Source organism: Streptomyces sp. a15 (assembly GCF_059026085.1).
Genome location: NZ_JBWLKM010000010.1, coordinates 26,182 through 48,759, shown reverse-complemented (window position 1 = coordinate 48,759; position 22,578 = coordinate 26,182). Strand labels below are relative to the sequence as shown.

Sequence of the window (22,578 nt, the reverse complement as noted above, 5' to 3'; positions counted from 1 at the left end):
GTTCAGCTCACTCCCCCACCGACGAGACGGGCACGGACCGCGCGAACCCGCCGTCCACCATCAGGTTCGCCACCGTCTCCAACTCCGGCGGACTGCCCGCGAGCCGCGACAGGAACGCGTCGAAGTCCTCACCGCACGGCAGCAGCAACCGCTCCACGCGCTCGGCCGGCGCCCACGACGGATCGACGTCCCGCGCGTCGTCGTACGCGCAGAACCACACCGAACCGGCCCGCTCGCCCTTCACCTTCACGGCCAGCAACCCGCCCTGGACGAAGCCGACTCCCAGGTAGTCCTTGGTCAGATGGTCCCGCAGGCACTTGTTGACGTACACGAGGTCGTTGACCGCCGCCTCGTCCCGCACCGTGAAGAACGGCTGGTCGATCAGCAGGCCCAACTCGGCGTCCAGGGCGGTGCCCACCGGCGCGCACCCGCCCGCCGCCTTCAGGAACGACCGGTACGCACCCGGCAGCCGGTACCCGAGGTCCTCCTCGACGCCCAGCACCTGCGACTCGGTCACCGCCACACCCGACTTCGGCAGCCCGAAGTGCGCGGGACGCGTCTCCTGGAGCGGCCGCGTGCCCCTCTTGTTCTGGTCCACGGCAGCCGTCGCGATACCGCCGTGATGCCGCAGCAGCGCCTTCACATCGACCGGCACCAGTTCCAGCCGCCGCGAACCCGCCGCGTGATGCCACGTCCAGCCGTGCGGAGTCGCCACCGCGGGCACCGTGTCCCACAACTCGTGCCCCGAAGCCGCCAGGGCCGCGTTCGCCGACACGTAGTCCGTCAGCCGCAGCTCGTCGACGCCGAAACCCTCCGGAGGATCCGCGATCTCCGCGACCGCACGCGCGTAGGGCGAGAAGACGGGGAAGCCGTGCTCGTCCACCCGCACCCCTCTCGGGTGACGGGCCGCCCGGACCGGATCCGGGAAATGCACGACCTGCCCGGCGTAGGCCGCGTTCGGCGGCGCGGCTTGCTGCCCGAGCCGACCTGTCGTCATGGCGGTTGCCCCCTGCGGCACTCTGGTACGACCCGCAGCGACCCCCTTCGGCCACTACGCACCGTATCGACTGTCTCGTCCGACTCCACGCGTCGACCGCGTGGATCGCGGTGCGGACAGCCTATGCGGTACGACAAGACCGGTCACCGGACACCGGTCAGCACCCCTCCGCTTCCGTGACCAGCCGTCACCTCGTCGTGACTGCCTGCCCAAACCCGGGCGTGTCGCACCGCCCCAGCTTCCGCACCAGCCACGCCGTTTGGCACTCTGTGTCGTCCGGGGGATGCTCGGGAGGGGATGACGATCATGAACGCGACGCAGACGGGACCACACGCAGGACCGCGACCAGGCACGTCCGGCGACCCCCGGACGGCCCGGCAGACACCACCACACACAGGCCCGCACACCGGCCCGCACACCGGCGCCTCCGGCGACCCCCGCGTCGGCTGGAGCAGCACCGAGACCCCGCACGCCCCCACCCTGCGCCACCGCCGCGACGGCATACTCCCCACCGTCGCCGCCGCCCTCTCCGTACGCGGCGCCACCCTCACCGGCACCGCCGCCCGCGGCGACCAGCCGCCCGCCCTGCACCCTCTCGTGCAGGACTTCCTCGACACCCTCCCCAGCGACCGACGCGACCGCTTCACCGGACGCTGCGCCGAAGCCATGCTCATCTCACGCCACATCACGGCCATCGACGCCGCCCGCACCAGACGCGCCGCCCGCAGACCGATGACCAACGGCGAGGCCCGCAAGGCCCTCAAGCAGGCCAAACTCACCACCAGACGCATCCGCGAGGACGGCGACCCCCTCCACGGCAGCTTCGCCGCCCCCTGCCGCGCCTGCGCAGCCCTCAGTGCCCACTTCGGCGTCCGCGTGGTCGACTCCACGGCGCCGGACGACTGAGTCCACACGACCGGGTCCGGACGACCGGGTCCGGACGACCGGGTCCGGACGACCGGGTCCGGACGACTGAGTCCAACGGGCACGCCTCACGTACATCCTCAGGACGTACCCCGACGATCTCGACGAACCAAGGGAAGATGCACCCCGACCGCACCTCCACCACACGCTTCCCCGTCCCCGTCGACGCCACCCTGCGCGCCGCCGGCTGGCAACCCGGGCGCTGGGACATAAAGCAGGCCGAGATCTGGGCCGACGCCCTGCGCGACCACGCCTCACCCGCCGGACACCGGCACGCCGTCTTCCCCGCCGCCGTCGAGGCCTGGGCCGAATTCGGCGGACTCCACCTCACACCCACCGGCCCCGGCCGCCAGATCGCCCCCGCCGCCGTCCACCTCGACCCCCTGCACGGCCTTCACATGGCCCGCACCCTCGGCGACCTCGGCCGCGCCCTGGACACCGAGGTCTGCCCGCTCGGCGCCGAGACCGACACCCAGGCGATCCTCGCCATCGACACCGAGGGCCGCGTCTACGCCCTCGACCACACCGGCGACTGGTACCTCGGCCCCGACCTCGACCAGGCCCTCGCCGCCCTCGTCGCCGGCATCGAACCGACCCGCCTGACGGCGGGCTGACGCCTCCCGAGCGATCGCGCTACGAGGCCGGAATCACCGCCGACACCCGAAAACCCCCCGCGTCCGTCGGCCCCGACACGAACACCCCGCCCAGCGCCACGACCCGCTCCCGCATGCCCACCAGCCCGTTGCCACCGGACGGCAACCGCGCCGACGACTCCGACGCCACCTCCGGCGGCGGCTCGTTCTCCACCTGCATCGCGATCTCCGACACCCGATGCGCGAGCCGTACGTACGTCTTCGCCCCCGCCGCGTGCTTGTGGACGTTCGTCAACGCCTCCTGCACCACCCGGAACGCCGTCTGCTCGATGTCCGAGGCATACGGCCGCGTCTCCCCCTCCACCGACAGGTCGACCACCATCCCCGCGGCCGCCGACTGCCCCACCAGCACATCCAGATCGGACAGCGAAGGCCCGGGCCCGTCGCCCGCACCCTCGTCCTCGGCGACCCGGGAAGCCGCCACCGCCGCGGCCGCCCCCACCGCCGCCAACGGCACCTCCTCGCGCCGCACAGCGGCCGCTCTGCCGTCCCCGGTCCGCAACACCCCGAGCATCTCCCGCAACTCGGTCAACGCCTGCCGCCCCATGTCCCCCACAAGCGCGGCATTTTTCACAGCCTTCTCGGGATCCTTCCGAGCAACGGCCTGCAGCGCGGCAGCATGCACGACCATCAGGCTCACCCGGTGCGCCACCACATCGTGCATCTCCCGCGCGATCCGCGTGCGCTCCTCGTTCCGCGCCCACTCGGCCCGCTCCTCGGCCCGCTCGGCCAGCAACTGCAGCTCCCGCTCCAGACTGTCCGCCCGCTCCCGCAGGCTCTCCATCAGCCGCCGCCGCGCCCCCACATACATCCCGAACAGCAACGGCGGCGCGGTCAGCCCCAAGGACGCGGTGATCGCCGCGAACGGCAGGAACCAGTCCCCCAGCGTCAGGTCCCCCCGCACCATGTCCTGCCGCACCCGCACGAACGTCACGATCAGCGTCCCCACCAGCTGCATCCCCGCCAGCGAACCGATGATCCGCCTCGGCAACTCCGACGCCGCCAGCGTGTACAGGCCGACGATGCCCATCAGGAAGCCCATCTGGGCGGGCGTGATCGCGATCGACACGAGCACGACAGCGATCGGCCACCGCCGCCGCAACACCAGCACCGAGCCGGCCAACAGTCCGAACACGATCCCCGCGGCGACCGGAATCCCCGCGTCCCGCGCGAAGGGATACCCCTCCACCGCACACTCCACCGCGGACACCACGGCCAGACTCACGTCCAGCACCGCACTGCGCCGCCTGACCCACCACCACGGCCCTCCCAAGGCCGTCGTGTGGTCTTCCCCCGTCGTGGTCATGCCTCCAGCCTACGGGCGCCGGGTGCCCCTTTTCCGGCGAGTTTCCGTGACTGGCCTACACCACACTCCGCGACCGAACGGCGACGAAACCACCCGATATCCCTCGAACTGCTGAATCGCTCACCGTTCGACCCCGGAAGATCGGATTCCGCCCGGACGGTATGCCCATGGCACATCCACAAGTCAAGTACGCGGACTTCGAGGCGTTGCGGGAGCGGGCGGTGGCGCTGCGGCGGGCGGGACTCAGCCGACGCCAGATCCGCGACCGGCTGCACGTCGACAACAACGACATCCTCAACCGGCTTCTGGAGGGCGAACCGCCCCCGGAATGGACGAATCGGCCGAACGCGAAGGACGACCTGAGGCACAGGGCGAGGGAACTCCGGCTCCAGGGCTGGACATACGACCAGATCCAGGTGGAGCTGGGATGCTCCAAGAGTTCGATCTCGCTGTGGGTACGGGATCTGCCCAAGCCGGAGCGCCGAAAGCGGACGCGCGAGGAAGCATCGGCGATCGCCAAGCGCGGGTGGGAAGCGACGCTTAATCTGCGAGAGGAGGAGCGCCAGCGAACCAAACAGTCGGCAGCACAAGAGATCGAGAAGCTGACGGACCGCGAGCTGTTCTTGGTCGGCGTAGGCCTCTATTGGGCCGAGGGTTCGAAGAGCAAGCCGTATCGGCGGCAGGAGCGCGTCACCTTCGTGAACAGCGACCCCGGCATGATCACGCTCTTCCTGGCCTGGCTCAACCTGCTCGGCGTGGAACCGGAGCGCCTCAGGTTCGCCGTACAGATCCATGAGACCGCCAGCGTGGCAAGCGCCGAGCAATTCTGGGCAGATCATGTCGGCGTCGAACTAGTCGCGTTCCTCAAGACGACGCTCAAGAAGCACAACCCCAGCACGAACCGGAAGAACACCGACGAGAACTACTACGGCTGCCTGCGCATCGACGTCCGAGCAGGAGCCGACTTGTACCGTCGCATCGAAGGCTGGTGGTCTGGCATGGTGGTGGAGGCCAAGCGGCGAACCGCGTAGGCTGCACTCCATAATCCCCCGTGGTGTAATCGGCAACACGCGTCGCTTTGGACGATGTATTTCAGGTTCGAGTCCTGGCGGGGGAGCCATGCTCGGTTCGGGCCCTGACACCACTGTCAGGGCCCACTCTCATGTCCCCCACGAAACGCCCCGGTATCCTGCGGATGTCCAACCCTCCCCCTCCACAGCCGAAGGGCAACCCCGTGAGCGCCATTCGCCCGGCAGCCGTCGTCGTTCTCGCAGCGGGTGAGGGCACCCGTATGAAGTCGGCCACACCCAAGGTTCTGCACGAGATCTGTGGCCGGTCCCTCGTGGGACATGTGCTTGCCGCCGCGCGTGAGTTGCAGCCCGAGAACCTCGTCGTGGTCGTCGGCCACGCCCGCGAGAAGGTCACCCCGCATCTCGCCGAGATCGACGCCGACGTACGTACCGCGGTGCAGGCGCAGCAGAACGGCACGGGTCATGCCGTGCGGATGGCCCTCGAAGAGCTCGGCGGCACGATCGACGGGACCGTGGTCGTCGTATGCGGGGACACGCCCCTGCTCACCGGCGAGACGCTGCGGCAGCTCGCCGCCACGCACTCCGCCGACGGCAACGCCGTCACCGTGCTGACCGCCGCGGTTCCGGACGCGACGGGTTACGGCCGTATCGTGCGCGACGAGGTTTCCGGGGCCGTCACCGCGATCGTCGAGCACAAGGACGCCAGTGAGACGCAGCGGGCCATTCGGGAGATCAACTCAGGGGTGTTCGCCTTCGACGGGCAGCTCCTCGCCGATGCCCTGGGCAAGGTGCGTACGGACAACTCCCAGGGCGAGGAGTATCTGACCGACGTCCTCGGGATCCTGCGTGAGGCGGGGCACCGGGTGGGCGCCTCCGTCGCCGGTGATCACCGTGAGATCGCCGGGATCAACAACCGGGTGCAGCTCTCCGAGGCGCGGCGGATTCTCAACGACCGGTTGCTGAACCGCGCGATGCTCGCCGGCGTGAGCGTCATCGATCCGGCCACGACCTGGGTCGATGTCGACGTCACTTTCGAGCAGGACGCCGTCGTGCATCCGGGAACGCAGCTGCACGGCTCGACGCACCTGGGTGAGGGTGCCGAGGTCGGGCCCAACTGCCGGCTGACGGACACGCGGGTGGGTGCCGGGGCGCGCGTGGACAACACCGTCGCGGACGGCGCGGAGGTCGGGCCGCAGGCGACCGTGGGGCCGTACGCCTATCTGCGGCCGGGTACGCGTCTTGGGCTGAAGGCCAAGGTGGGTACGTACGTGGAGACCAAGAACGCCTCGATCGGCGAGGGGACGAAGGTTCCGCACCTGTCCTATGTCGGTGACGCGACGATCGGTGAGTACACCAACATCGGTGCCGCCAGCGTCTTTGTGAACTACGACGGGCAGGACAAGCACCACACCACCGTCGGGTCGCACTGTCGCACCGGTTCGGACAACATGTTTGTGGCGCCTGTCACGGTCGGGGACGGTGCGTACACCGCTGCCGGGTCCGTGATCACGAAGGATGTGCCGCCCGGTTCGCTGGCCGTGGCCCGCGGTCAGCAGCGGAATATCGAGGGTTGGGTGGCTCGTAAGCGTCCGGGGAGCGCGGCCGCGAAGGCGGCCGAGGCGGCCTCCCGGCAGAGGGAGAGCGAAGGCTGACCGGAAACGGCTGCGTCAAACACGGCGTACCGTGATAAGTGCACATCCGCACGCCCCACCAGCCGAGACGGCCTCTCGCAGCCAGCTGAGACGGTCTGTCGGCACCCAGTTGAGACACCTCTGAGGAGACAGTGCTGTGACCGGGATCAAGACGACCGGCGAGAAGAAGATGATGTTCTTCTCCGGCCGCGCCCACCCCGAGCTTGCCGAGGAGGTCGCCCAGCAGCTGGGTGTCGGGGTTGTCCCGACGAAGGCCTTCGACTTCGCGAACGGGGAGATCTACGTCCGTTATCAGGAGTCGGCGCGCGGTGCGGACTGCTTTGTGATCCAGAGCCACACGGCTCCGATCAACCAGTGGATCATGGAGCAGTTGATCATGATCGACGCGCTGAAGCGTGCCTCGGCCCGCTCCATCACCGTCATCGTGCCGTTCTACGGTTACGCGCGGCAGGACAAGAAGCACCGTGGGCGTGAACCCATCTCGGCGCGTCTGATCGCGGACCTGATGAAGACGGCCGGTGCTCACCGCATCCTGACCGTGGATCTGCACACGGACCAGATCCAGGGCTTCTTCGACGGCCCGGTGGACCATCTGTTCGCCCTCCCGCTGCTCGCGGACTACGTGGGCAAGAAGGTCGACAAGGACAAGCTGACGGTCGTGTCCCCGGACGCCGGCCGGGTGCGTGTCGCCGACCGCTGGTGCGACCGGCTCGGTGCGCCGCTGGCCATCGTGCACAAGCGGCGCGACAAGGACGTGGCGAACCAGGTGACCGTCCACGAGGTCGTGGGTGAGGTCAAGGGCCGGGTGTGTGTGCTGGTCGACGACATGATCGACACGGGCGGCACCATCTGCGCGGCTGCGGACGCCCTGTTCGCGCACGGCGCGGAGGACGTCATCGTGACGGCGACGCACGGTGTGCTGTCGGGTCCGGCGGCGGACCGGTTGAAGAACTCGCGGGTGAGCGAGTTCATCTTCACGGACACGCTGCCGACGCCGGGTGAGCTGGGCGCGGACCTGGACAAGATCAAGGTGCTGTCGATCGCGCCGACGATCGCGAATGCGGTGCGTGAGGTGTTCGAGGACGGTTCGGTGACGAGCCTGTTCGACGAGCAGTAAGCACTGCCTCGAAGATCCTTTTGGGTGTGGCCTCCCCGCCGAGTAGACTGCTCAAGTTGCTCGGCGAGGGAGGCCGTACCGCTTTTCAGGAGGCGTACGGCGGTCCGTTATCGACGCGCTCTTCGTAGCAGGCCGATTGTTTGGCCGGGTGACCACCTTCCCCGACTGTTCTACGAGGAGTGACCATGGCTGACGTCAAACTCGCCGCCGAGACCCGTACCGAGTTCGGTAAGGGTGCGGCCCGCCGTATCCGCCGTGACAACAAGGTTCCCGCCGTTGTCTACGGTCACGGTGCCGAGCCGGCCCACATCACGCTGCCGGGCCACGAGCTGCAGCTCGCCCTGCGCACCCCGAACGTCCTGCTCACGCTGGACATCGAGGGCAAGACCCAGTTGGCGATCCCGAAGGCCGTGCAGCGCGACGCGATCAAGGGCTTCCTGGAGCACGTCGACCTGCTTCTGGTGACGCGCGGCGAGAAGGTCAACGTCGAGGTCTACGTCCACACCGAGGGCGAGCTCGCGCCGGGCGCCTACCTGCTCGAGCACGTGCTGAGCACGCTGAACGTCGAGGCCGAGGCCACGCACATCCCGGAGTCGGTCACCGTCTCCATCGCGGGCCTGGAGGCCGGTGACTCCATCCTCGCCAAGGACATCCCGCTGCCCGAGGGCACCACGCTGCTGACCGACGAGGACGCGGTCGTCCTCCAGGTCCTGGCCGCCCAGGCCGAGGAGGCCCCGGCGGAGGGCGAGGCCGAGGCCGAGGCCTGATCCTCCCCGGAATACCGGCTGCCGGCCGCCGCTCCCCTCGGGGGCGGCGGTCGGCGCGTATGAAGGAGACATGCACGTGACGACCGATGCGAACGCCCCCTGGCTGATCGTCGGCCTCGGCAACCCCGGGCCCGAGTACGCGGCCAACCGGCACAACGTCGGCTTCATGGTCGCCGATCTGCTCGCGGAGCGGATCGGGGGCAGGTTCAAGCGGGCCGGTAAGGCGCAGGCGCAGGTCGTGGAGGGGCGGATCGGGCCGCCCGGGCCGGGGAACCGGCGGGTGGTGCTGGCAAAGCCGATGTCGTACATGAACCTGTCGGGCGGGCCGGTGAACGCGCTCAAGGACTTCTACAAGGTGCCCGTGGCGAACATCGTGGCCATTCATGACGAGTTGGACATCGACTACGGGGTGCTCCGGCTGAAGCTCGGCGGCGGGGACAACGGGCACAACGGGCTGAAGTCGATGACGAAGGTGATGGGTCCGGAGTATCACCGGGTGCGGTTCGGGATCGGGCGGCCTCCGGGGCGTATGCCGGTCGCGGACTTCGTGCTGAAGGATTTCTCGTCGGCGGAGCGCAAGGAGCTGGACTACTTCGTGGACCGGGCCGCCGATGCTGTGGAGTGCCTGGTGATCGAGGGGCTGGAGCGGGCGCAAAGCACGTACAACTCCTGACTTGTCGGGTCGGCCGATCAGGCGGAGTTGACTGTCGGTCCGGGCATGGCCAATGATCCCCGCCATGCCTGCCACACCCACCAGTTCCCGTCAGGCCTCGCTCGTCGCGTTGCGCTTCGGTCGCCTCGCGGCGATGGCCACGGTCGCGGCGCTGATCCTGATCGCGGGCGTGTGGGGGTCCTGGGGCACCGCTCAGCACGTGATGCTCACCAAGGGGCGGGAGCGGGGCACGGTCGAGGTGACGCGGTGCGGTGCCAAGACCTGTACGGGGCCGTACACGCCGATGTCGACCGGTTCGACGGCGCGGAAGAGCGTCGTCATCGAGCACACGGTGGCCGTGCGCAAGGGGCGGACGTACGACGTGGTCGTGAAGCCCGGCAGTGACGACGTGGTCCGGTCGGGTCCCGCCGGGATCCTCTACTCGTGGGTGCCGATGGGCGGCGCGCTGCTGCTCGCGTCCGTGGTGGTGGCGGGCGGGCTGCGGCGGACGCGGCTCGCGTGGGTGCTGGCGGGGTCGGGAATCGCACTGCTCACCGCTGTCTTCGTGACGATCTGAGGGGTTTCGGCGTTCTCAGGTCCTGTGGAGGAACTGAGTGTTGCCTGTTCGTGATTGACCTGTGGTCATTCCCGGCTGGAAGCTGAGCCACCCCCTCCACATCTTCCCGTTCACATCTCGAAGATGGACTACTGACCCATGCGTACCCTCTCTCGCGCCGGCGTCCTGTCCGCCGTCGCAGCGGCGGCCTTCCTGGCCGCCCCCCTCGCGCACGCCACCCCTCTTGCCACCAGCCCTGGCGACAACGGCACCGTGAAGATCCACGACGCCTCCACCGGCGAGGAGCTCCGCAAGAACGAGCCCCACGTCTGCACCTTCTACCTCGACGCCTTCGGCTTCGACGCCGTCCAGCAGGTCGACTGGCACATCGAGGCCTGGGCCCCGACGGCCGACGTCAAGGGTGAGACGGTGACGTCCGGCGAGATCGCCCTGGACGACGACGGTCACGGCCGTACGGACGACCTGTCGCTGCCCGACGGGCACTACAAGCTGTTCTGGAACTTCGAGGGCGAGAACGGCGCCGCCAAGCACAAGGTGTTCTGGACCGACTGCGAGGACGAGGGCGAGCCGGGCGGCGGGACGACCTCGACGCCGAGCGCGTCGGCATCCGTCTCTCCGTCCACGTCCGCGTCCGCGCCTGCTTCGGGTGCGGCTTCCCCCGCTGCCTCCGACAGCCCGGCCGCCTCCCCGTCCCCGCAGGGCGGCACCGGCGGCGACCTCGCCGAGACCGGCAGCGGCGCCCCGGTGGGCCTGCTGTCCGGGCTCGCGGCCGCGCTGGTCGCGGGGGGCGGTTACCTGATGTTCCGTCGCCGTAAGGCCTGATCGCACGTACAAACACGCACAAAGGTGCCCCCGAGTCTCCTGTATGAGGCTCGGGGGCACCTTTGTGTCCGATGTGTGTCCGAAGGGACCGTCAGCCGGTGTTGCGCAGGCCCGCCGCCACGCCGTTGACCGTCAGCAGCAGGGCCCGGGACAGCAGCGGGTCGGGCTGCTCGCCCGCGGCTGCCGCGTCGCGCTGGCGCTTGAGGAGGGTGACCTGGAGGTAGGAGATCGGGTCCAGGTAGGCGTCGCGGATGGTGAAGGTCTGCTTCAGCACGGGGGTGGCGTCGAGCAGTTCCTTCTCGCCCGTCACCTTCAGCACCTCGCGCACGGTCAGTTCGTGCTCGGCCCTGATCGTCTCGAAGACGTGCTTCAGGTCGTCGGGGACGAGTGTGTCGACGTAGTGGGCGGCGATCCGCAGGTCCGTCTTGGCGAGGGTCATCTCGACGTTGGAGACGAAGTTGCGGAAGAAGTGCCACTGCTCGTGCATCTCGTCGAGCACGGTGGCACCTTCCTGCCGCAGGCCCGCCTCGCGCAGCGCCTTGAGGCCGGAGCCGACGCCGAACCAGCCGGGCACGATCTGCCGGGACTGGGTCCAGCCGAAGACCCACGGGATGGCGCGCAGGCCGTCGAGTCCGGCGCCGGAGTCGGGCCGCCGGGACGGCCTCGATCCGAGGTGCAGGTCGGCGAGCTGGTCGACCGGGGTGGCCTTGAAGAAGTACGCGGGCAGGTCGGGGTCCTCGACGAGCCTGCGGTAGGCCGAGTGGGCGGCGTCGGACACCAGGTCCATGGCCGCGTCCCAGCGGGCCAGGGCGTCGTCGGACTGGCGGGGCGCGGTGTGCAGGGCGGAGGCCTGGAGGGTGGCCGCGACGGTCAGCTCCAGGTTCTCCCGGGCCAGGGACGGCACGAGGTACTTGTCGGAGATGACCTCGCCCTGCTCGGTCACCTTGATCTCGCCCTCCAGGGTGCCCCAGGGCTGGGCGAGGATCGCGTCGTGCGAGGGGCCGCCGCCGCGGCCGACGGTGCCGCCGCGGCCGTGGAAGAGCCTGAGGCGCACCCCGTACCGGTGTGCCACGTCGCGCAGGCGCCGCTGGGCGCGGTGGATCTCCCACTGCGAGGTCGTGATGCCGCCGAACTTCGAGGAGTCGGAGTAGCCGAGCATGACCTCCTGGACGTCGCCGCGCAGCGCGACCAGGCGCCGGTAGGACGGGTCGGAGAGCATGTCCTCCAGGATGGTGTCGGCGGCCTTGAGCTCGTCGGTGGTCTCCAGGAGCGGCACGATGCCGATCTTCGCCCAGCCGGCGTGCAGGTCGAGCAGGCCGGCCTCGCGGGCCAGTACGGCCGCCGCGAACACGTCGTCGGCGCCCTGGCACATCGAGATGATGTACGACTCGATGACCTCGGGCCCGAAGACCTCCAGGGCCCGCTTCACGGTCTGGAAGACACCGAGGGTCTTCTCGCCGGCCGCGTCCACGGGTGCCGGGGTGGGGCCGAGCGGGCGGCGGGAGCGCAGTTCCTTCGCGAGCAGCTTGCCCCGGTACTCGCGGGGCATGTCGGCGTACCGCCAGGACTCCTCGCCGAGCCGGTCGAAGAGCTGGCCGAGGGCGTGGTGGTGGGCGTCCGCGTGTTCGCGTACGTCCATGGTGGCGAGCTGGAGGCCGAACGCGGCGAGCGTGCGGATCGTACGGTCCATGCGGCCGTCGGCGAAGAGGCCGCCGCGGTGTTCCCTGAGGGAGGTCTGGATGAGCTTGAGGTCGGTCAGCAGCTCGGCGGTGCCGAGGTAGTCGCGGCCCGGCTCGTGCGGGATGCCCTTGGCCAGGCGGGTCTTGGTGTTCTCCAGCTTCTGCCGGATGCAGGTGGCCTTGAGGCGGTAGGGCTCCTCGGCGTTGAGGCGCTTGTAGCGGGGGCTGATCTCCGGGAGGCGCTCCAGGTCGGTGCCGAGGGAGTCCAGGAGCTCGTCGGTGGCGCCGGTGTAGCGGATGGAGTTGGAGAGGAAGCCGCGCAGCTCGTCGATCATCTCCAGGGCGTCGTTGATGCCGTGCTCGTGCTGGAGGATCAGGACGTCCCAGGTGACCTGGGGGGTGACGTTCGGGTTGCCGTCGCGGTCGCCGCCGATCCAGGTGCCGAAGGTGAGGGGCCGGGTGCTGTCGGGGAGCTTGACGCCGACCCGCTCCAGCTCGGCCGTCAGGTCCTCCAGCACGTCACCGACCGCGCCGGCGTGCAGCTCGTCCAGGTAGTAGATGGCGTTGCGGGCCTCGTCGGCGGGCTCCGGGCGTACGACGCGCAGCTCGTCCGTCTGCCATACGAGGTCGATGTTCTCGGCCAGGCGGGTGTCGTAGCGGCGGCGGTCGGCCTCGATGACCGGGACCTCCAGGAGGGCCGCGATGCGCCGGAGCTTGTTGAGGACCGAACGGCGGGCGGCCTCGGTGGGGTGGGCCGTGAACACCGGGCGGACGTTCAGGTTGGCGACCGTCTGGCGCAGGTGCTCGGGGTCGGCGTCCTTGAGGCGGTCGGCCGTGCGGGCGAGCAGGCTGCCCTCGGCGGCGCGCTTGGCGCGCAGTTCGCGGCCGCGGTGGACCTGCTCGGTGACGTTGGCCAGGTGGAAGTAGGTGGAGAAGGCGCGGACCAGCTTGGCCGCGGTCTGCAGTTCGGTGCCGCGCAGCAGCTCGGCGGCGGCTTCGCCGTCCTCACGGGTGAGGCGGCGGACCTTCTCGACCAGTTCGAGCAGCTCGGGACCCTCCTGGCGTACGAGGGTCTCGCCGAGCAGATCCCCCAGTCGCCGGATGTCGGCGCGCAGCTCGCTGCTGGTCGACATGGTGCTCGTCGTCAGGTCGTCGGCACTGCTCACAGGTGCGGCTCCTTGCAGTGTTGAAGCTCGTCCGGAGGGGAACCCGGATGGCGGTCGGGCGGCTGCTGCCGCATACGGGCCGGACATCCGGGAAGAAATCAGTGCGGACGGCGCTGTCCGACCGACACAAGGATAGGTGTCGATGCGGACGCGCAAAATGTCGGGCTCTTGCCGCAGGGCGGCACGCTGCCATACTTACGACGCCGTAGGTTACGGAACCGTAGGGAGCATCGCACGGTTCCCGCTGTCCGGCACCTGCCTCAATCCCAGACCCCACAGGGGACGCGCATGACCTCAAGCTCCGACGTGATCGAAGACCCTTCGAAGGCGGCCGACGACACCCCCACGCCCTCCGCCACCCTGGGTGGCGAGCAGAAGCGTTCTCTTGAGCAGATCACGCTGCTGCTCTTCATCACCGTCCCGTTCCTCGCGCTGCTGGCGGCCGTGCCGCTGGCGTGGGGCTGGGGTGTGAGCTGGCTGGACCTCGGCCTTCTGGTCTTCTTCTACTACCTGGGCTGCCACGGCATCACGATCGGTTTCCACCGCTACTTCACGCACGGCTCCTTCAAGGCGAAACGGCCCCTGCGGATCGCGCTGGCGATCATGGGGTCGATGGCGGTCGAGGGGCCGCTGGTGCGCTGGGTGGCCGACCATCGCAAGCACCACAAGTTCTCCGACGCCGAGGGCGATCCCCACTCGCCGTGGCGTTTCGGGGAGACGGTCCCCGCTCTGATGAAGGGCCTGTGGTGGGCCCACATCGGCTGGATGTTCGACGAGGAGCAGACCCCGCAGGACAAGTACGCGCCGGACCTGATCAAGGACAAGGCGATCCGGACGATCTCCCGGCAGTTCATCATGTGGACGCTCGTCTCGCTGTCGCTGCCCGCGGTGATCGGCGGTCTGGTGACGATGTCCTGGTGGGGCGCCTTCACCGGCTTCTTCTGGGGCTCGCTGGTCCGGGTGGCCCTGCTGCACCACGTCACCTGGTCGATCAACTCGATCTGTCACGCGGTGGGCAAGCGGCCGTTCAAGTCGCGCGACCGCTCGGGCAACGTGTGGTGGCTGGCGGTCCTGTCCTGCGGCGAGTCCTGGCACAACCTGCACCACGCCGACCCGACGTCGGCACGGCACGGGGTGGAGCGGGGCCAGCTGGACTCCTCGGCACGTCTCATCCGCTGGTTCGAGATGCTCGGCTGGGCCTATGACGTGCGCTGGCCGTCACGCTCGCGTATCGATTCCCGCCGTAACACGGATCAGGACGGTTCCCGACGCAAGAGGGAGACGGCCGAGGCGGCATGATTGACGGCGTGGCGACCGACTCCAGCAGCACCCCGAGCAATGAGAAGCCGCGGCGCGCGCGTCGCACCCGGATGACCGGTGTGGAGCGTCGCCAGCAGCTGCTGGAGATCGGTCGCACCCTCTTCGCCGCGAAGGGCTTCGAGGGCACCTCGGTGGAGGAGATCGCGGCGAAGGCCGGGGTGTCCAAGCCGGTGGTGTACGAGCACTTCGGCGGCAAGGAGGGGCTGTACGCGGTGGTGGTGGACCGCGAGATGCGGCGCCTGCTGGACATGGTGACCAGCTCCCTGACCGCCGGCCACCCCCGCGAACTGTGCGAACAGGCGGCCTTCGCGCTCCTGGACTACATCGAGGAGTACACGGACGGTTTCCGCATCCTGGTCCGTGACTCCCCCATCCCCCAGTCGACGGGTTCCTTCGCCTCCCTGATCTCGGACATCGCCACCCAGGTGGAGGACATCCTGGGCCGCGAGTTCAAGAACCGCGGCTTCGACTCCAAGCTGGCCCCGCTGTACGCCCAGGCGCTGGTCGGCATGGTCGCGCTGACCGGCCAGTGGTGGCTGGACGTCCGCCGCCCGAAGAAGGCGGAGGTGGCCGCGCATCTGGTCAATCTGGCGTGGCACGGGCTGGACGGGCTGGAGGCGAAGCCGCACTTGATAGGGCGCCGGAAGAGCTGAATGGCCGGTCGCAGGGCCGGCTCTGTGGGACCGTGGGGGCGTGATCAAGATGTCGACCAGCGCGGCCCGGTCCCAGCTCGACGACCTGGTGCGCCGCGTGGCCCACGGCGGGGAGACCATCGCACTCACCGACGGCCCGGTGACCGCGCTCCTGGTCTCGCCCCAGGTCATCGAGGACCTCGAAGACTCCCTGGCCATCGCCGACTACCAGCGGCGCAAGGCCGAGGGCACGCTCGAAGAGGGCGTCCCGCACGAGGAGGTCAGGCGCAGGCTGGGCTGGGTCCGCGACGCCCCTGATCAGCGGTGACGTGATCCGCAACCTCGTCACCCGCCTGGGCCGCACTCCCAGACCACCGGCTCCAGGAACTCCAGCCGGTTGCCCACCGGGTCATCGGAGTAAAAACGCCGATGACCCGGGAGGTCGTCGTCCCAGGTGACCGTCGCTCCACGGGCCTCCAGCGCGGCCGCGTAGGCCCCGATGTCCGTCACCCGAAGGCCGGGGTGGGCCTTCTTCGCGGGCCGGAAGTCGGTCTCGATCCCCAGGTGCAGGTGCACGGAACCCACCTGGAACCAGCACCCCCCGCGCGCCGCGAGCACCGGCGGCTTCGGGAGTTCCGTCATCCCGAGGACGCCGACGTAGTACGCCCGCAGCCGCTCCTCGGAGCCGGGCGGGGCGGCGAGCTGCACATGGTCGACGGCGGTGATCATCACGCCTCCTTGCGGGCGACCGCGAAGAGGCGGCGGAAGGGGAAGGGCGTGCCGTGCGGGCCGGTCGGATAGGCCTCGTGCAGGGCGGCCCGGTAGGTGCTCACGAACTCCTCCCTGGCCGCCGGGTCGTCGGCGAGGGCGGTGAGGACGGGGCGCAGGCCGGTCCCCTTCACCCAGTCGAGCACCGGGTCCTCGCCCTCCAGCAGGTGGACGTACGTCGTCTCCCACACGTCCGCCGTGCAGCCGAGGTCGGCCAGCCGCTCCAGGTAGGCCTCGGGCGTGAGGACGGCGTCGCCGTGGCGCAGGGTGTCGGCGAGGCGGTCCTTCCAGCGGGCGGAGTGGGCGAGTTCGCGCATCAGCCGGTGGCTGGGGGCGTCGAAGTTGCCGGGGACCTGGAAGGCGAAGGTGCCACCGGGCACGAGGCCCGCCACCCACTGCGCGAACCGCTCGACGTGCCCCGGCACCCACTGGAGGGTGGCGTTGCTGACGATCAGGTCGTACGGCTCCGGCGGCGCCCAGCCGCGTACGTCGGCGTGGGCGAAGTCGAGGCGGCCGCCGCCGGGGGTGGGGCCGGCGTGGTCCGCGTGCGCCCTGTCGAGCATCTCCGGCGAGTTGTCGTATCCGGTGATGTGCGCGGCGGGCCAGCGGTCGGCGAGCAGGGTCGTGACGTTGCCGGGCCCGCAGCCGAGGTCGGCGATGCGGGGCGGGGCGCCGGGGAGATCGGGGACGCGGGCGAGGAGGTCGACGAAGGGGCGGGCGCGGTGGTCGGCGTGGCGCAGGTACTGGGCGGGGTCCCAGGTGGGGGCGGTGGCGGGCATGGGCGGGCCTCCTCGTCGTGACCGTGTCCGACGTCCCAGCCTGCCGCCGACTTACCTTGACGTCAAGAGTGTTGACGTCAAGAGACTTCACATCGACACAACCACTACACTGATCGTCATGGAGGACGAGGTCGATCGGCTGGTATCAGCATGGCGCCGGGAGCGCCCGGACCTCGACGTGGAACCGCTCGAGGTACTCAGCCGGGTGAGCAGACTGGCCCGGCATCTGGACCGGGCACGCCGGCTGGCCTTCGCCGAGCACAGCCTGGAGCCCTGGGAGTTCGACGTGCTGACGGCGCTGCGGCGCGCGGGCACGCCGTATCAGCTCTCGCCGGGACAGCTGCTGACCCAGACCCTGGTCACCTCGGGCACGATGACGAACCGCATCGACCGCCTGGCCAAGAAGGGCCTGGTCGAGCGGCTGCCCGACCCCAGCGACCGGCGCGGCGTGCTGGTCCGCCTCACGGACGACGGCAAGGACCGCGCCGACCAGGCCCTGGCCGGGCTCCTGGACCAGGAGCGGGCGATCCTGGCCGAACTGTCCCGCGCCCAGCGGGGCGAGCTGGCCGGACTGCTACGCCAGTTGACCGCCCCGTTCGACAACATCCCCGGCTAGGTCGACCGGACCCACGCCCGCCCGCCGCGCCAGCGCGACGGCGGCCAGCGTGGAGTGCACGCCGAGCTTGCCGAGCACGTTCTGCATGTGTGTGCGGACGGTGTGCGGGGAGAGGAACAGTCGCTCGGCGACGGCCTTGCGGCCCAGCCCCGCGACCATGCAGCGCAGCACTTCCCGCTCCCTCGGCGTGAGGGACTCCACCAGCTGTTCGCTCTCGGTGCGGTGCTTGCGCGCGGCGGTCAGCTCCCGCAGGACACCGGTGAGCAGGGCGGGCGGCAGGTGGGTCTCGTCGCGCAGAACCCCTCGGATGACCGTCAGCAGCCGGGACAGCGAGCAGTCCTTGGCGACCCAGCCGGAGGCTCCGGCCTGCAGGGCGAGCGCGGCCCGCCTCGGGTCGTCCTTCTCGGCGAGGACGACGATCCGGACGGCCGGCTGCGACGAACGCACCCCGACGACCAGCGAGATCCCGTCGACGAGGCCGTCCTCGTTGGCCTCCTGAACAGGTACGGCGGGCCGGACACCGAGGGCGTTGCCGCCCAGGTCGGCGTCGACCAGCAGCACGTCGTAGCGGCGCCCCTCGGCTGCCGCGCGCTCCAGACTGCGCACGGCGGCGGGACCGCTGCCCGCCGCGGAGACGTCCACGTCGGGCTCGGCCGCCAGCGCCGCGGCGAGTGACTCGGCGAAGATGCGATGGTCGTCGACGACCAGGACTCGGATGCGAACCACGAAACCCCCTTCCCCAAGCTCCTGAAGAGCAGGGGATACCTCAAGGTCGGGAGAACGAAGACGGATTCGCGGGTACGACGCCCGGAGGCATCGGTCACCGCACGGCCGCCGCCGTGCAGTACCTGCTACCCCCACTTCGGGCGTCGTACCCGACTGTCTCGCCCCCTGATCAGCACCGGCCCCCACCGGTGCTGCTCATCAGGGTACGGCCGGGGGCCGGGAGCGGAAGGGCATTTGCAGAACTGACTGTCCGACGCGTTTATGGTGAGCCGCATGTTTCGTATGGAGACAGAAGTCGACAAGGAACGGCGCGATCTTCTCCGGACCCGGCTGCGGGAGACGAACACGGCGGCCTCTCCCGTGCTGCGCGCCCTGCGCGGCACCCCCGGCGAACGCGAACACCCGCTGCACGTCTGGATCCTGGACGAGGCCGACCGCCTGGCCGGCGGCCTCGTCGGCCACACCTGGGCGACCTGGCTCCATGTGACGTACCTGTGGGTCGACGACCGCCACCGCGGCGCGGGCCTGGGCTCCGGGATGCTCGCACAGGCGGAGCGGACGGCCCGCCGGGAACGGGGCTGTGCGGCCGTACGCCTGGAGACCTGGGACTTCCAGGCGCCGAGGTTCTACCAGAAGCAGGGGTACGAGGTGGTGTGCGTGATCCCCGACTATCCGCCGGGGATCACCGAGTACACACTGACGAAGCGGCTCAGCTGAGCCTGCGCGCTCCCGCCGCCGGGACGGCCTCGAAGACCCGCGGTGCGGTGAAGTCCGCCGCGGCGAAGGCCTCCTGGACGGCCTTGGTGATGGTGTCGACGTCGGCGGCCTCCGCGAGGACGATCGCCGAGCCGCCGAAGCCGCCGCCGGTCATCCGGGCGCCCAGCGCGCCCGCGCCCAGCGCGGTGTCCACCACCAGGTCCAGCTCCGGGCAGGAGATGCGGAAGTCGTCCCGCAGCGAGGCGTGGCCCTCCACCAGCACCGGGCCGATCGCGCGGGTGTCGCCCGACTCCAGCAGGGACACGACCCGCTCGACCCGCTCGTCCTCGGTGACGACATGGCGGACCAGGCGGCGGACCTCCTCCTCGTCGCCGAGGCGGTCGAGGGCCGCGTCGAGTTCGGCGTACGGCACGTCCCTGAGCGCGTCGACGCCCAGCAGGGCCGCGCCCTTCTCGCAGCCGGCGCGGCGCTTGCCGTACTCGCCGTCGCTGTGGGCGTGCTTGACCTGGGTGTCGACGACCAGCAGGCGCATGCCCTCGGCGGCCAGGTCGAAGGGGATCTGCTTCTGGGAGAGGTCGCGGGTGTCGAGGAACAGGGCGTGGCCGGCCTCGCAGCAGGCGGACGCGGTCTGGTCCATGATCCCGGTGGGGGCGCCGACGTAGACGTTCTCGGCGCGCTGGCACAGGCGGGCCAGCTGCCAGCCCTTGAGGCCGAGCTCGTACAGGTCGTTCAGGGCGAGCGCGACCACGACCTCCAGCGCCGCCGACGAGGACAGGCCCGCGCCGGACGGGACGGTCGAGGTCAGGTGGACGTCCGCGCCGGTGACGGCGTGACCGGCCTCGCGCAGGGCCCAGACCACGCCCGCCGGGTACGCCGTCCAGTTGCGGTCGGTCTCCGGGGCCAGGTCGTCGACGCGCAGTTCCACGACGCCGCCGTCGATGTCGGCCGAGTGCAGGCGCAGTACGCCGTCCTCGCGCCGGGACACCGCCGCGACCGTGATGTGCGGCAGGGCGAACGGCATGACGAAGCCGTCGTTGTAGTCGGTGTGTTCGCCGATGAGGTTGACCCGGCCCGGCGCCGCCCACACCCCCTCGGGACCGGCCCCGTACAGCTCCTCGAACCGCTCGGCGACAGCCCCTGCGACAGCCTCGCTCATGCCCTGACCCTGACCTTTCCGTACGTACTCGTTGGTACTACTTGCCCCGCCGCTGCGCGAAGTCCCACGCGTCCGCGACGATCCCCGCGAGGTCCGCGCGGGACGGGTTCCAGCCCAGTTTCTCGCGGGCGGCGGCGGCCGAGGCCACCAGGACCGCCGGGTCGCCGCCGCGGCGGGGGGCCACGACCTCGGGGATCGCGTGGCCGGTGACCTGCCGGACCGTCTCGATGACCTCGCGGACGGAGAAGCCGTTGCCGTTTCCGAGGTTGCAGATGAGGTGTTCGCCCGGGGTGGCGGCCTGCACCGCGAGGAGGTGGGCCTCGGCGAGGTCCGCCACGTGGATGTAGTCGCGGACGCAGGTGCCGTCCGGCGTCGGGTAGTCGTCACCGTAGACGGAGATCGCGTCGCGCTTGCCCTGCGCGACCTGGAGGACGAGCGGGATGAGGTGCGACTCGGGGTCGTGGCGCTCGCCGACCATGCCGCTTGAAAGCGTGCCGTACGCGCCCGCCACGTTGAAGTAGCGCAGGGAGACCGCCGCCAGTCCGTGGGCCGCCGCCTCGCTCGTGATCATGTGGTCGACCGCGAGCTTCGTGGCGCCGTACGGGTTGGTGGGCTGGGTCGGCGCCGACTCGACGATCGGGACCTCGGTCGGCTCGCCGTAGGTGGCGGCCGTCGAGGAGAAGACGAGCCGGCGCACGCCCGCCTCGCGCATGGCGCCGAGCAGGGCCATGGTGCCGCCGACGTTGTTGTCCCAGTACTTCTCGGGCTTGACGACCGACTCGCCGACCTGGGAGGAGGCCGCGAAGTGCAGGACGGCGTCGAAGGACGAATCGAGCCATTTGGCGGCGTCGCGGATGTCGCCCTCCACGAAGGTGGCGCCCGCCGGCACCCCCTCGCGGAAGCCGGTGGAGAGGTTGTCGAGGACGACGACCTCGTGACCCGCCTCCAGCAGATGCTGGGCGACCACGCTGCCGACGTATCCCGCACCGCCCGTGACCAGATACTTGCCGCTCATGAACTCGCTACCTCTCGCAGTCGCTCGGCCGCGGCTTCCGGCCGGATGTCGTTGATGAACACGTTCATGCCCGACTCGGAGCCCGCGAGGAACTTCAGCTTGCCGGAAGTGCGGCGGATGGTGAAAAGCTCGAGGTGCAGCGCGAAGTCGTCCCGGCTGACGCCCTCGAAGTCCTCCAGCGCACCGAACGGCGCCTGGTGCCAGGCGGCGATGTACGGCGTCGGAGACTCGCCTTCACCGAATATCCGGTCGAAGCGCCTCAAGAGTTCCAGATAGACCTTGGGGAACTCTGTGCGTGTCTCCTCGTCCAGTCCGAGCAGGTCCGGCACCCGGCGCTTCGGGTACAGGTGCACCTCGTACGGCCAGTGCGCCGCGTACGGCACGAAGGCGACCCAGTGCTCGCCCTCCAGGACGATCCGCTCGTCGGCGAGTTCGCGCTCCAGGACGGCGTCGAAGAGGTTCTCGCCTCCGGTCGCCTCCTTGTGAGTCGCCACTGAACGCAGCATCAGCGCGGTGCGCGGGGTGGTGAAGGGGTAGGCGTAGATCTGGCCGTGCGGGTGACCCAAGGTCACACCGATCTCCGCACCCCGGTTCTCGAAACAGAACACCTGCTCCACGGAGGGCAGATGCGACAGCTCCGACGTCCGGTCGGTCCACGCGTCCAGGACCAGCCGTGCCTGCTCCTCCGTCAGGTCGGCGAAGGACGCGTTGTGGTCGGAGGTGAAGCAGACCACCTCGCAGCGGCCCGAGTCGCCGGCCAGCGAGGGGAAACGGTTCTCGAAGACCACGGCGTCGTACGACGAGTCCGGGATCTCGCTCAGCCGCTCGCCCCGCGACGGGCACAGCGGGCACTCGTCGGCCGGCGGGTGGTAGATGCGGCCCTGGCGGTGCGAGGCGACGGCGACCGCGTCGCCGAGCAGCACATCCCGGCGGACCTCGGACGTGGTGACGGTCGGGTCCAGCGGACGGCGGTCGACCGCGTCCCGCACGGTGTCGTCACGCAGGTCGTAGTAGATCAACTCGCGACCGTCGGCCAGTCGGGTCGAGGTCTTCTTCACGCCGGACTCCTCATTCGAGCCACCGAATCATCACCGAATCATCAAACAGAACTAAACACATCGAAACACAACTCCCCACAGCCGTCAACATCACAATCAAACAAAAAGCGTCGACCAGAGTGTTCAATCACTGAACGCGGAGGCATAGGTTCCGGTCCGGATCAGTTCACGCAACGAAGCGAGTGCTTCGACGGCCGGAACAGCCCGCCCGACTCCCTGGCCTCGGAGGGCGGGCCAGCCGACGGTCCCGGCGAAGCAGGAGACGGACCAGGGCTTGCCGGCCTTGGGCGGGAAGTTCACGAGAAGGTGGACGTGGCCGTTCCCGCCGTTGAACTCCACCAGCTCGCAGTCGAAGTCCGTACCCGCCGACCGCATGATCTCCCCATGCACGTCAGATGCACATCGGTGAAGCCCTTGCGCCGGAACTTGATCACGAAAACACAGTGCT

General features: G+C 69.8%; 24 protein-coding genes and 1 tRNA gene. 15 read left to right on the top strand and 10 right to left on the bottom strand.

Annotation, left to right across the window (positions count from 1 at the left end; translation table 11 throughout):
- Nucleotides 1-7 precede the first annotated feature (7 nt).
- Nucleotides 8-997: an SMI1/KNR4 family protein gene (locus tag AC5P09_RS13365; RefSeq protein ID WP_266438391.1), complete on the bottom strand. Its 990-nt coding sequence runs from the start codon at nucleotides 995-997 to the stop codon at nucleotides 8-10.
- Nucleotides 998-1,294: 297 nt separating this feature from the next.
- On the opposite strand from AC5P09_RS13365, the gene AC5P09_RS13360 reads away from it, so the two are divergent.
- Both AC5P09_RS13360 and AC5P09_RS13355 read left to right on the top strand, forming a co-directional pair.
- A complete protein-coding gene (locus AC5P09_RS13360) occupies nucleotides 1,295-1,903 on the top strand; it encodes a YwqJ-related putative deaminase (protein ID WP_493874081.1) in 609 nt (202 codons plus the stop codon).
- Between the two features lie 137 nt (nucleotides 1,904-2,040).
- Nucleotides 2,041-2,535: an SUKH-3 domain-containing protein gene (locus AC5P09_RS13355; RefSeq protein WP_493874080.1), complete on the top strand. Its 495-nt coding sequence runs from the start codon at nucleotides 2,041-2,043 to the stop codon at nucleotides 2,533-2,535.
- A gap of 19 nt (nucleotides 2,536-2,554) precedes the next feature.
- Here AC5P09_RS13355 and AC5P09_RS13350 read toward each other — a convergent pair whose 3' ends face one another.
- Nucleotides 2,555-3,880, bottom strand: a complete 1,326-nt coding sequence (locus tag AC5P09_RS13350) for a sensor histidine kinase (RefSeq protein ID WP_493874079.1) — start codon at nucleotides 3,878-3,880, stop codon at nucleotides 2,555-2,557.
- Nucleotides 3,881-4,047: 167 nt separating this feature from the next.
- On the opposite strand from AC5P09_RS13350, the gene AC5P09_RS13345 reads away from it, so the two are divergent.
- From AC5P09_RS13345 to AC5P09_RS13310, 8 genes are all read left to right on the top strand, one after another.
- The gene (locus tag AC5P09_RS13345; protein ID WP_493874078.1) at nucleotides 4,048-4,911 is read left to right on the top strand and encodes a hypothetical protein; all 864 of its coding nucleotides are present in this window, start codon (nucleotides 4,048-4,050) and stop codon (nucleotides 4,909-4,911) included.
- 14 nt (nucleotides 4,912-4,925) lie between these two features.
- A tRNA-Gln gene (locus tag AC5P09_RS13340) sits at nucleotides 4,926-5,000 on the top strand.
- Between the two features lie 114 nt (nucleotides 5,001-5,114).
- Entirely contained in the window at nucleotides 5,115-6,563 is a 1,449-nt protein-coding gene (gene glmU, locus AC5P09_RS13335; protein ID WP_493874077.1) for a bifunctional UDP-N-acetylglucosamine diphosphorylase/glucosamine-1-phosphate N-acetyltransferase GlmU, read from the top strand.
- A 136-nt stretch (nucleotides 6,564-6,699) separates the two neighbouring features.
- Complete coding sequence (locus tag AC5P09_RS13330) at nucleotides 6,700-7,680, top strand: ribose-phosphate diphosphokinase (protein ID WP_493874076.1); 981 nt, start codon at nucleotides 6,700-6,702, stop codon at nucleotides 7,678-7,680.
- Between the two features lie 185 nt (nucleotides 7,681-7,865).
- On the top strand, nucleotides 7,866-8,447 hold the full coding sequence (locus AC5P09_RS13325) for a 50S ribosomal protein L25/general stress protein Ctc (RefSeq protein WP_493874075.1): 582 nt from the start codon (nucleotides 7,866-7,868) through the stop codon (nucleotides 8,445-8,447).
- Between the two features lie 70 nt (nucleotides 8,448-8,517).
- Nucleotides 8,518-9,120: an aminoacyl-tRNA hydrolase gene (pth, locus tag AC5P09_RS13320; RefSeq protein WP_493874074.1), complete on the top strand. Its 603-nt coding sequence runs from the start codon at nucleotides 8,518-8,520 to the stop codon at nucleotides 9,118-9,120.
- A gap of 52 nt (nucleotides 9,121-9,172) precedes the next feature.
- On the top strand, nucleotides 9,173-9,676 hold the full coding sequence (locus AC5P09_RS13315; RefSeq protein WP_493874073.1) for a hypothetical protein: 504 nt from the start codon (nucleotides 9,173-9,175) through the stop codon (nucleotides 9,674-9,676).
- Nucleotides 9,677-9,814: 138 nt separating this feature from the next.
- Nucleotides 9,815-10,498, top strand: coding sequence for an LPXTG cell wall anchor domain-containing protein (locus AC5P09_RS13310; RefSeq protein ID WP_493874072.1), 684 nt, complete (start codon nucleotides 9,815-9,817; stop codon nucleotides 10,496-10,498).
- 91 nt (nucleotides 10,499-10,589) lie between these two features.
- Here AC5P09_RS13310 and ppc read toward each other — a convergent pair whose 3' ends face one another.
- On the bottom strand, nucleotides 10,590-13,343 hold the full coding sequence (ppc, locus tag AC5P09_RS13305; RefSeq protein WP_493874071.1) for a phosphoenolpyruvate carboxylase: 2,754 nt from the start codon (nucleotides 13,341-13,343) through the stop codon (nucleotides 10,590-10,592).
- Between the two features lie 288 nt (nucleotides 13,344-13,631).
- Here ppc and AC5P09_RS13300 point away from each other — a divergent pair, with 288 nt between their 5' ends.
- The 3 genes from AC5P09_RS13300 to AC5P09_RS13290 are packed head-to-tail and all read left to right on the top strand — an operon-like array spanning nucleotide 13,632 to nucleotide 15,623.
- The gene (locus AC5P09_RS13300; RefSeq protein WP_493874070.1) at nucleotides 13,632-14,642 is read left to right on the top strand and encodes an acyl-CoA desaturase; all 1,011 of its coding nucleotides are present in this window, start codon (nucleotides 13,632-13,634) and stop codon (nucleotides 14,640-14,642) included.
- Nucleotides 14,639-15,316 carry a TetR family transcriptional regulator gene (locus tag AC5P09_RS13295; protein WP_493874069.1) on the top strand — a complete coding sequence of 226 codons (678 nt, stop codon included), beginning with the start codon at nucleotides 14,639-14,641 and terminating at the stop codon, nucleotides 15,314-15,316. Before AC5P09_RS13300 ends, AC5P09_RS13295 begins: the two co-directional genes overlap by 4 nt.
- Nucleotides 15,317-15,365: 49 nt before the next feature.
- Nucleotides 15,366-15,623 carry a type II toxin-antitoxin system prevent-host-death family antitoxin gene (locus tag AC5P09_RS13290; RefSeq protein WP_493874206.1) on the top strand — a complete coding sequence of 86 codons (258 nt, stop codon included), beginning with the start codon at nucleotides 15,366-15,368 and terminating at the stop codon, nucleotides 15,621-15,623.
- Nucleotides 15,624-15,640: 17 nt separating this feature from the next.
- On the opposite strand, the gene AC5P09_RS13285 is transcribed toward AC5P09_RS13290, so the two are convergent.
- Together AC5P09_RS13285 and AC5P09_RS13280 are read right to left on the bottom strand one after the other, a co-directional pair.
- Nucleotides 15,641-16,024, bottom strand: a complete 384-nt coding sequence (locus tag AC5P09_RS13285) for a VOC family protein (protein ID WP_493874068.1) — start codon at nucleotides 16,022-16,024, stop codon at nucleotides 15,641-15,643.
- Nucleotides 16,024-16,842: a trans-aconitate 2-methyltransferase gene (locus tag AC5P09_RS13280; RefSeq protein WP_493874067.1), complete on the bottom strand. Its 819-nt coding sequence runs from the start codon at nucleotides 16,840-16,842 to the stop codon at nucleotides 16,024-16,026. The genes AC5P09_RS13285 and AC5P09_RS13280 overlap by 1 nt, the downstream gene beginning before the upstream one ends.
- Before the next feature lie 118 nt (nucleotides 16,843-16,960).
- Between AC5P09_RS13280 and AC5P09_RS13275 the strand changes: the two genes are divergently transcribed.
- The gene (locus AC5P09_RS13275) at nucleotides 16,961-17,458 is read left to right on the top strand and encodes a MarR family winged helix-turn-helix transcriptional regulator (protein WP_266438349.1); all 498 of its coding nucleotides are present in this window, start codon (nucleotides 16,961-16,963) and stop codon (nucleotides 17,456-17,458) included.
- Here the strand turns inward: AC5P09_RS13275 and AC5P09_RS13270 are convergent.
- Nucleotides 17,417-18,184 (bottom strand): LuxR C-terminal-related transcriptional regulator, encoded by a 768-nt coding sequence (locus AC5P09_RS13270; RefSeq protein WP_493874066.1) that lies wholly within the window; start codon nucleotides 18,182-18,184, stop codon nucleotides 17,417-17,419. The genes AC5P09_RS13275 and AC5P09_RS13270 overlap by 42 nt on opposite strands.
- Nucleotides 18,185-18,445: 261 nt before the next feature.
- Here AC5P09_RS13270 and AC5P09_RS13265 point away from each other — a divergent pair, with 261 nt between their 5' ends.
- Nucleotides 18,446-18,901: a GNAT family N-acetyltransferase gene (locus AC5P09_RS13265; protein WP_493874065.1), complete on the top strand. Its 456-nt coding sequence runs from the start codon at nucleotides 18,446-18,448 to the stop codon at nucleotides 18,899-18,901.
- Here the strand turns inward: AC5P09_RS13265 and galK are convergent.
- The 4 genes from galK to AC5P09_RS13245 all read right to left on the bottom strand — a co-directional run bounded on the left by galK (nucleotide 18,894) and on the right by AC5P09_RS13245 (nucleotide 22,520).
- Nucleotides 18,894-20,057: a galactokinase gene (galK, locus tag AC5P09_RS13260; protein WP_493874064.1), complete on the bottom strand. Its 1,164-nt coding sequence runs from the start codon at nucleotides 20,055-20,057 to the stop codon at nucleotides 18,894-18,896. The genes AC5P09_RS13265 and galK overlap by 8 nt on opposite strands.
- 37 nt (nucleotides 20,058-20,094) lie before the next feature.
- Nucleotides 20,095-21,072, bottom strand: coding sequence for a UDP-glucose 4-epimerase GalE (gene galE, locus AC5P09_RS13255; RefSeq protein ID WP_493874063.1), 978 nt, complete (start codon nucleotides 21,070-21,072; stop codon nucleotides 20,095-20,097).
- Nucleotides 21,069-22,130, bottom strand: coding sequence for a galactose-1-phosphate uridylyltransferase (gene galT / locus AC5P09_RS13250; protein WP_493874062.1), 1,062 nt, complete (start codon nucleotides 22,128-22,130; stop codon nucleotides 21,069-21,071). The genes galE and galT overlap by 4 nt, the downstream gene beginning before the upstream one ends.
- A gap of 123 nt (nucleotides 22,131-22,253) precedes the next feature.
- Nucleotides 22,254-22,520 carry a transposase gene (locus AC5P09_RS13245; RefSeq protein WP_493874061.1) on the bottom strand — a complete coding sequence of 89 codons (267 nt, stop codon included), beginning with the start codon at nucleotides 22,518-22,520 and terminating at the stop codon, nucleotides 22,254-22,256.
- Nucleotides 22,521-22,578 lie beyond the last annotated feature (58 nt).

Excerpts from the sequence above, each read along its gene's own strand:
- AC5P09_RS13365 (WP_266438391.1), bottom strand. The coding sequence starts at position 997 with ATGACGACAGGTCGGCTCGGGCAGCAAGCCGCGCCGCCGAACGCGGCC.
- AC5P09_RS13360 (WP_493874081.1), top strand. The coding sequence starts at position 1,295 with ATGACGATCATGAACGCGACGCAGACGGGACCACACGCAGGACCGCGA.
- AC5P09_RS13355 (WP_493874080.1), top strand. The coding sequence starts at position 2,041 with ATGCACCCCGACCGCACCTCCACCACACGCTTCCCCGTCCCCGTCGAC.
- AC5P09_RS13350 (WP_493874079.1), bottom strand. The coding sequence starts at position 3,880 with ATGACCACGACGGGGGAAGACCACACGACGGCCTTGGGAGGGCCGTGG.
- AC5P09_RS13345 (WP_493874078.1), top strand. The coding sequence starts at position 4,048 with ATGGCACATCCACAAGTCAAGTACGCGGACTTCGAGGCGTTGCGGGAG.
- AC5P09_RS13325 (WP_493874075.1), top strand. The coding sequence starts at position 7,866 with ATGGCTGACGTCAAACTCGCCGCCGAGACCCGTACCGAGTTCGGTAAG.
- pth (WP_493874074.1), top strand. The coding sequence starts at position 8,518 with ATGCACGTGACGACCGATGCGAACGCCCCCTGGCTGATCGTCGGCCTC.
- AC5P09_RS13315 (WP_493874073.1), top strand. The coding sequence starts at position 9,173 with ATGATCCCCGCCATGCCTGCCACACCCACCAGTTCCCGTCAGGCCTCG.
- AC5P09_RS13310 (WP_493874072.1), top strand. The coding sequence starts at position 9,815 with ATGCGTACCCTCTCTCGCGCCGGCGTCCTGTCCGCCGTCGCAGCGGCG.
- AC5P09_RS13300 (WP_493874070.1), top strand. The coding sequence starts at position 13,632 with ATGACCTCAAGCTCCGACGTGATCGAAGACCCTTCGAAGGCGGCCGAC.
- AC5P09_RS13295 (WP_493874069.1), top strand. The coding sequence starts at position 14,639 with ATGATTGACGGCGTGGCGACCGACTCCAGCAGCACCCCGAGCAATGAG.
- AC5P09_RS13290 (WP_493874206.1), top strand. The coding sequence starts at position 15,366 with ATGTCGACCAGCGCGGCCCGGTCCCAGCTCGACGACCTGGTGCGCCGC.
- AC5P09_RS13285 (WP_493874068.1), bottom strand. The coding sequence starts at position 16,024 with ATGATCACCGCCGTCGACCATGTGCAGCTCGCCGCCCCGCCCGGCTCC.
- AC5P09_RS13280 (WP_493874067.1), bottom strand. The coding sequence starts at position 16,842 with ATGCCCGCCACCGCCCCCACCTGGGACCCCGCCCAGTACCTGCGCCAC.
- AC5P09_RS13275 (WP_266438349.1), top strand. The coding sequence starts at position 16,961 with ATGGAGGACGAGGTCGATCGGCTGGTATCAGCATGGCGCCGGGAGCGC.
- AC5P09_RS13265 (WP_493874065.1), top strand. The coding sequence starts at position 18,446 with ATGGTGAGCCGCATGTTTCGTATGGAGACAGAAGTCGACAAGGAACGG.
- galK (WP_493874064.1), bottom strand. The coding sequence starts at position 20,057 with ATGAGCGAGGCTGTCGCAGGGGCTGTCGCCGAGCGGTTCGAGGAGCTG.
- galE (WP_493874063.1), bottom strand. The coding sequence starts at position 21,072 with ATGAGCGGCAAGTATCTGGTCACGGGCGGTGCGGGATACGTCGGCAGC.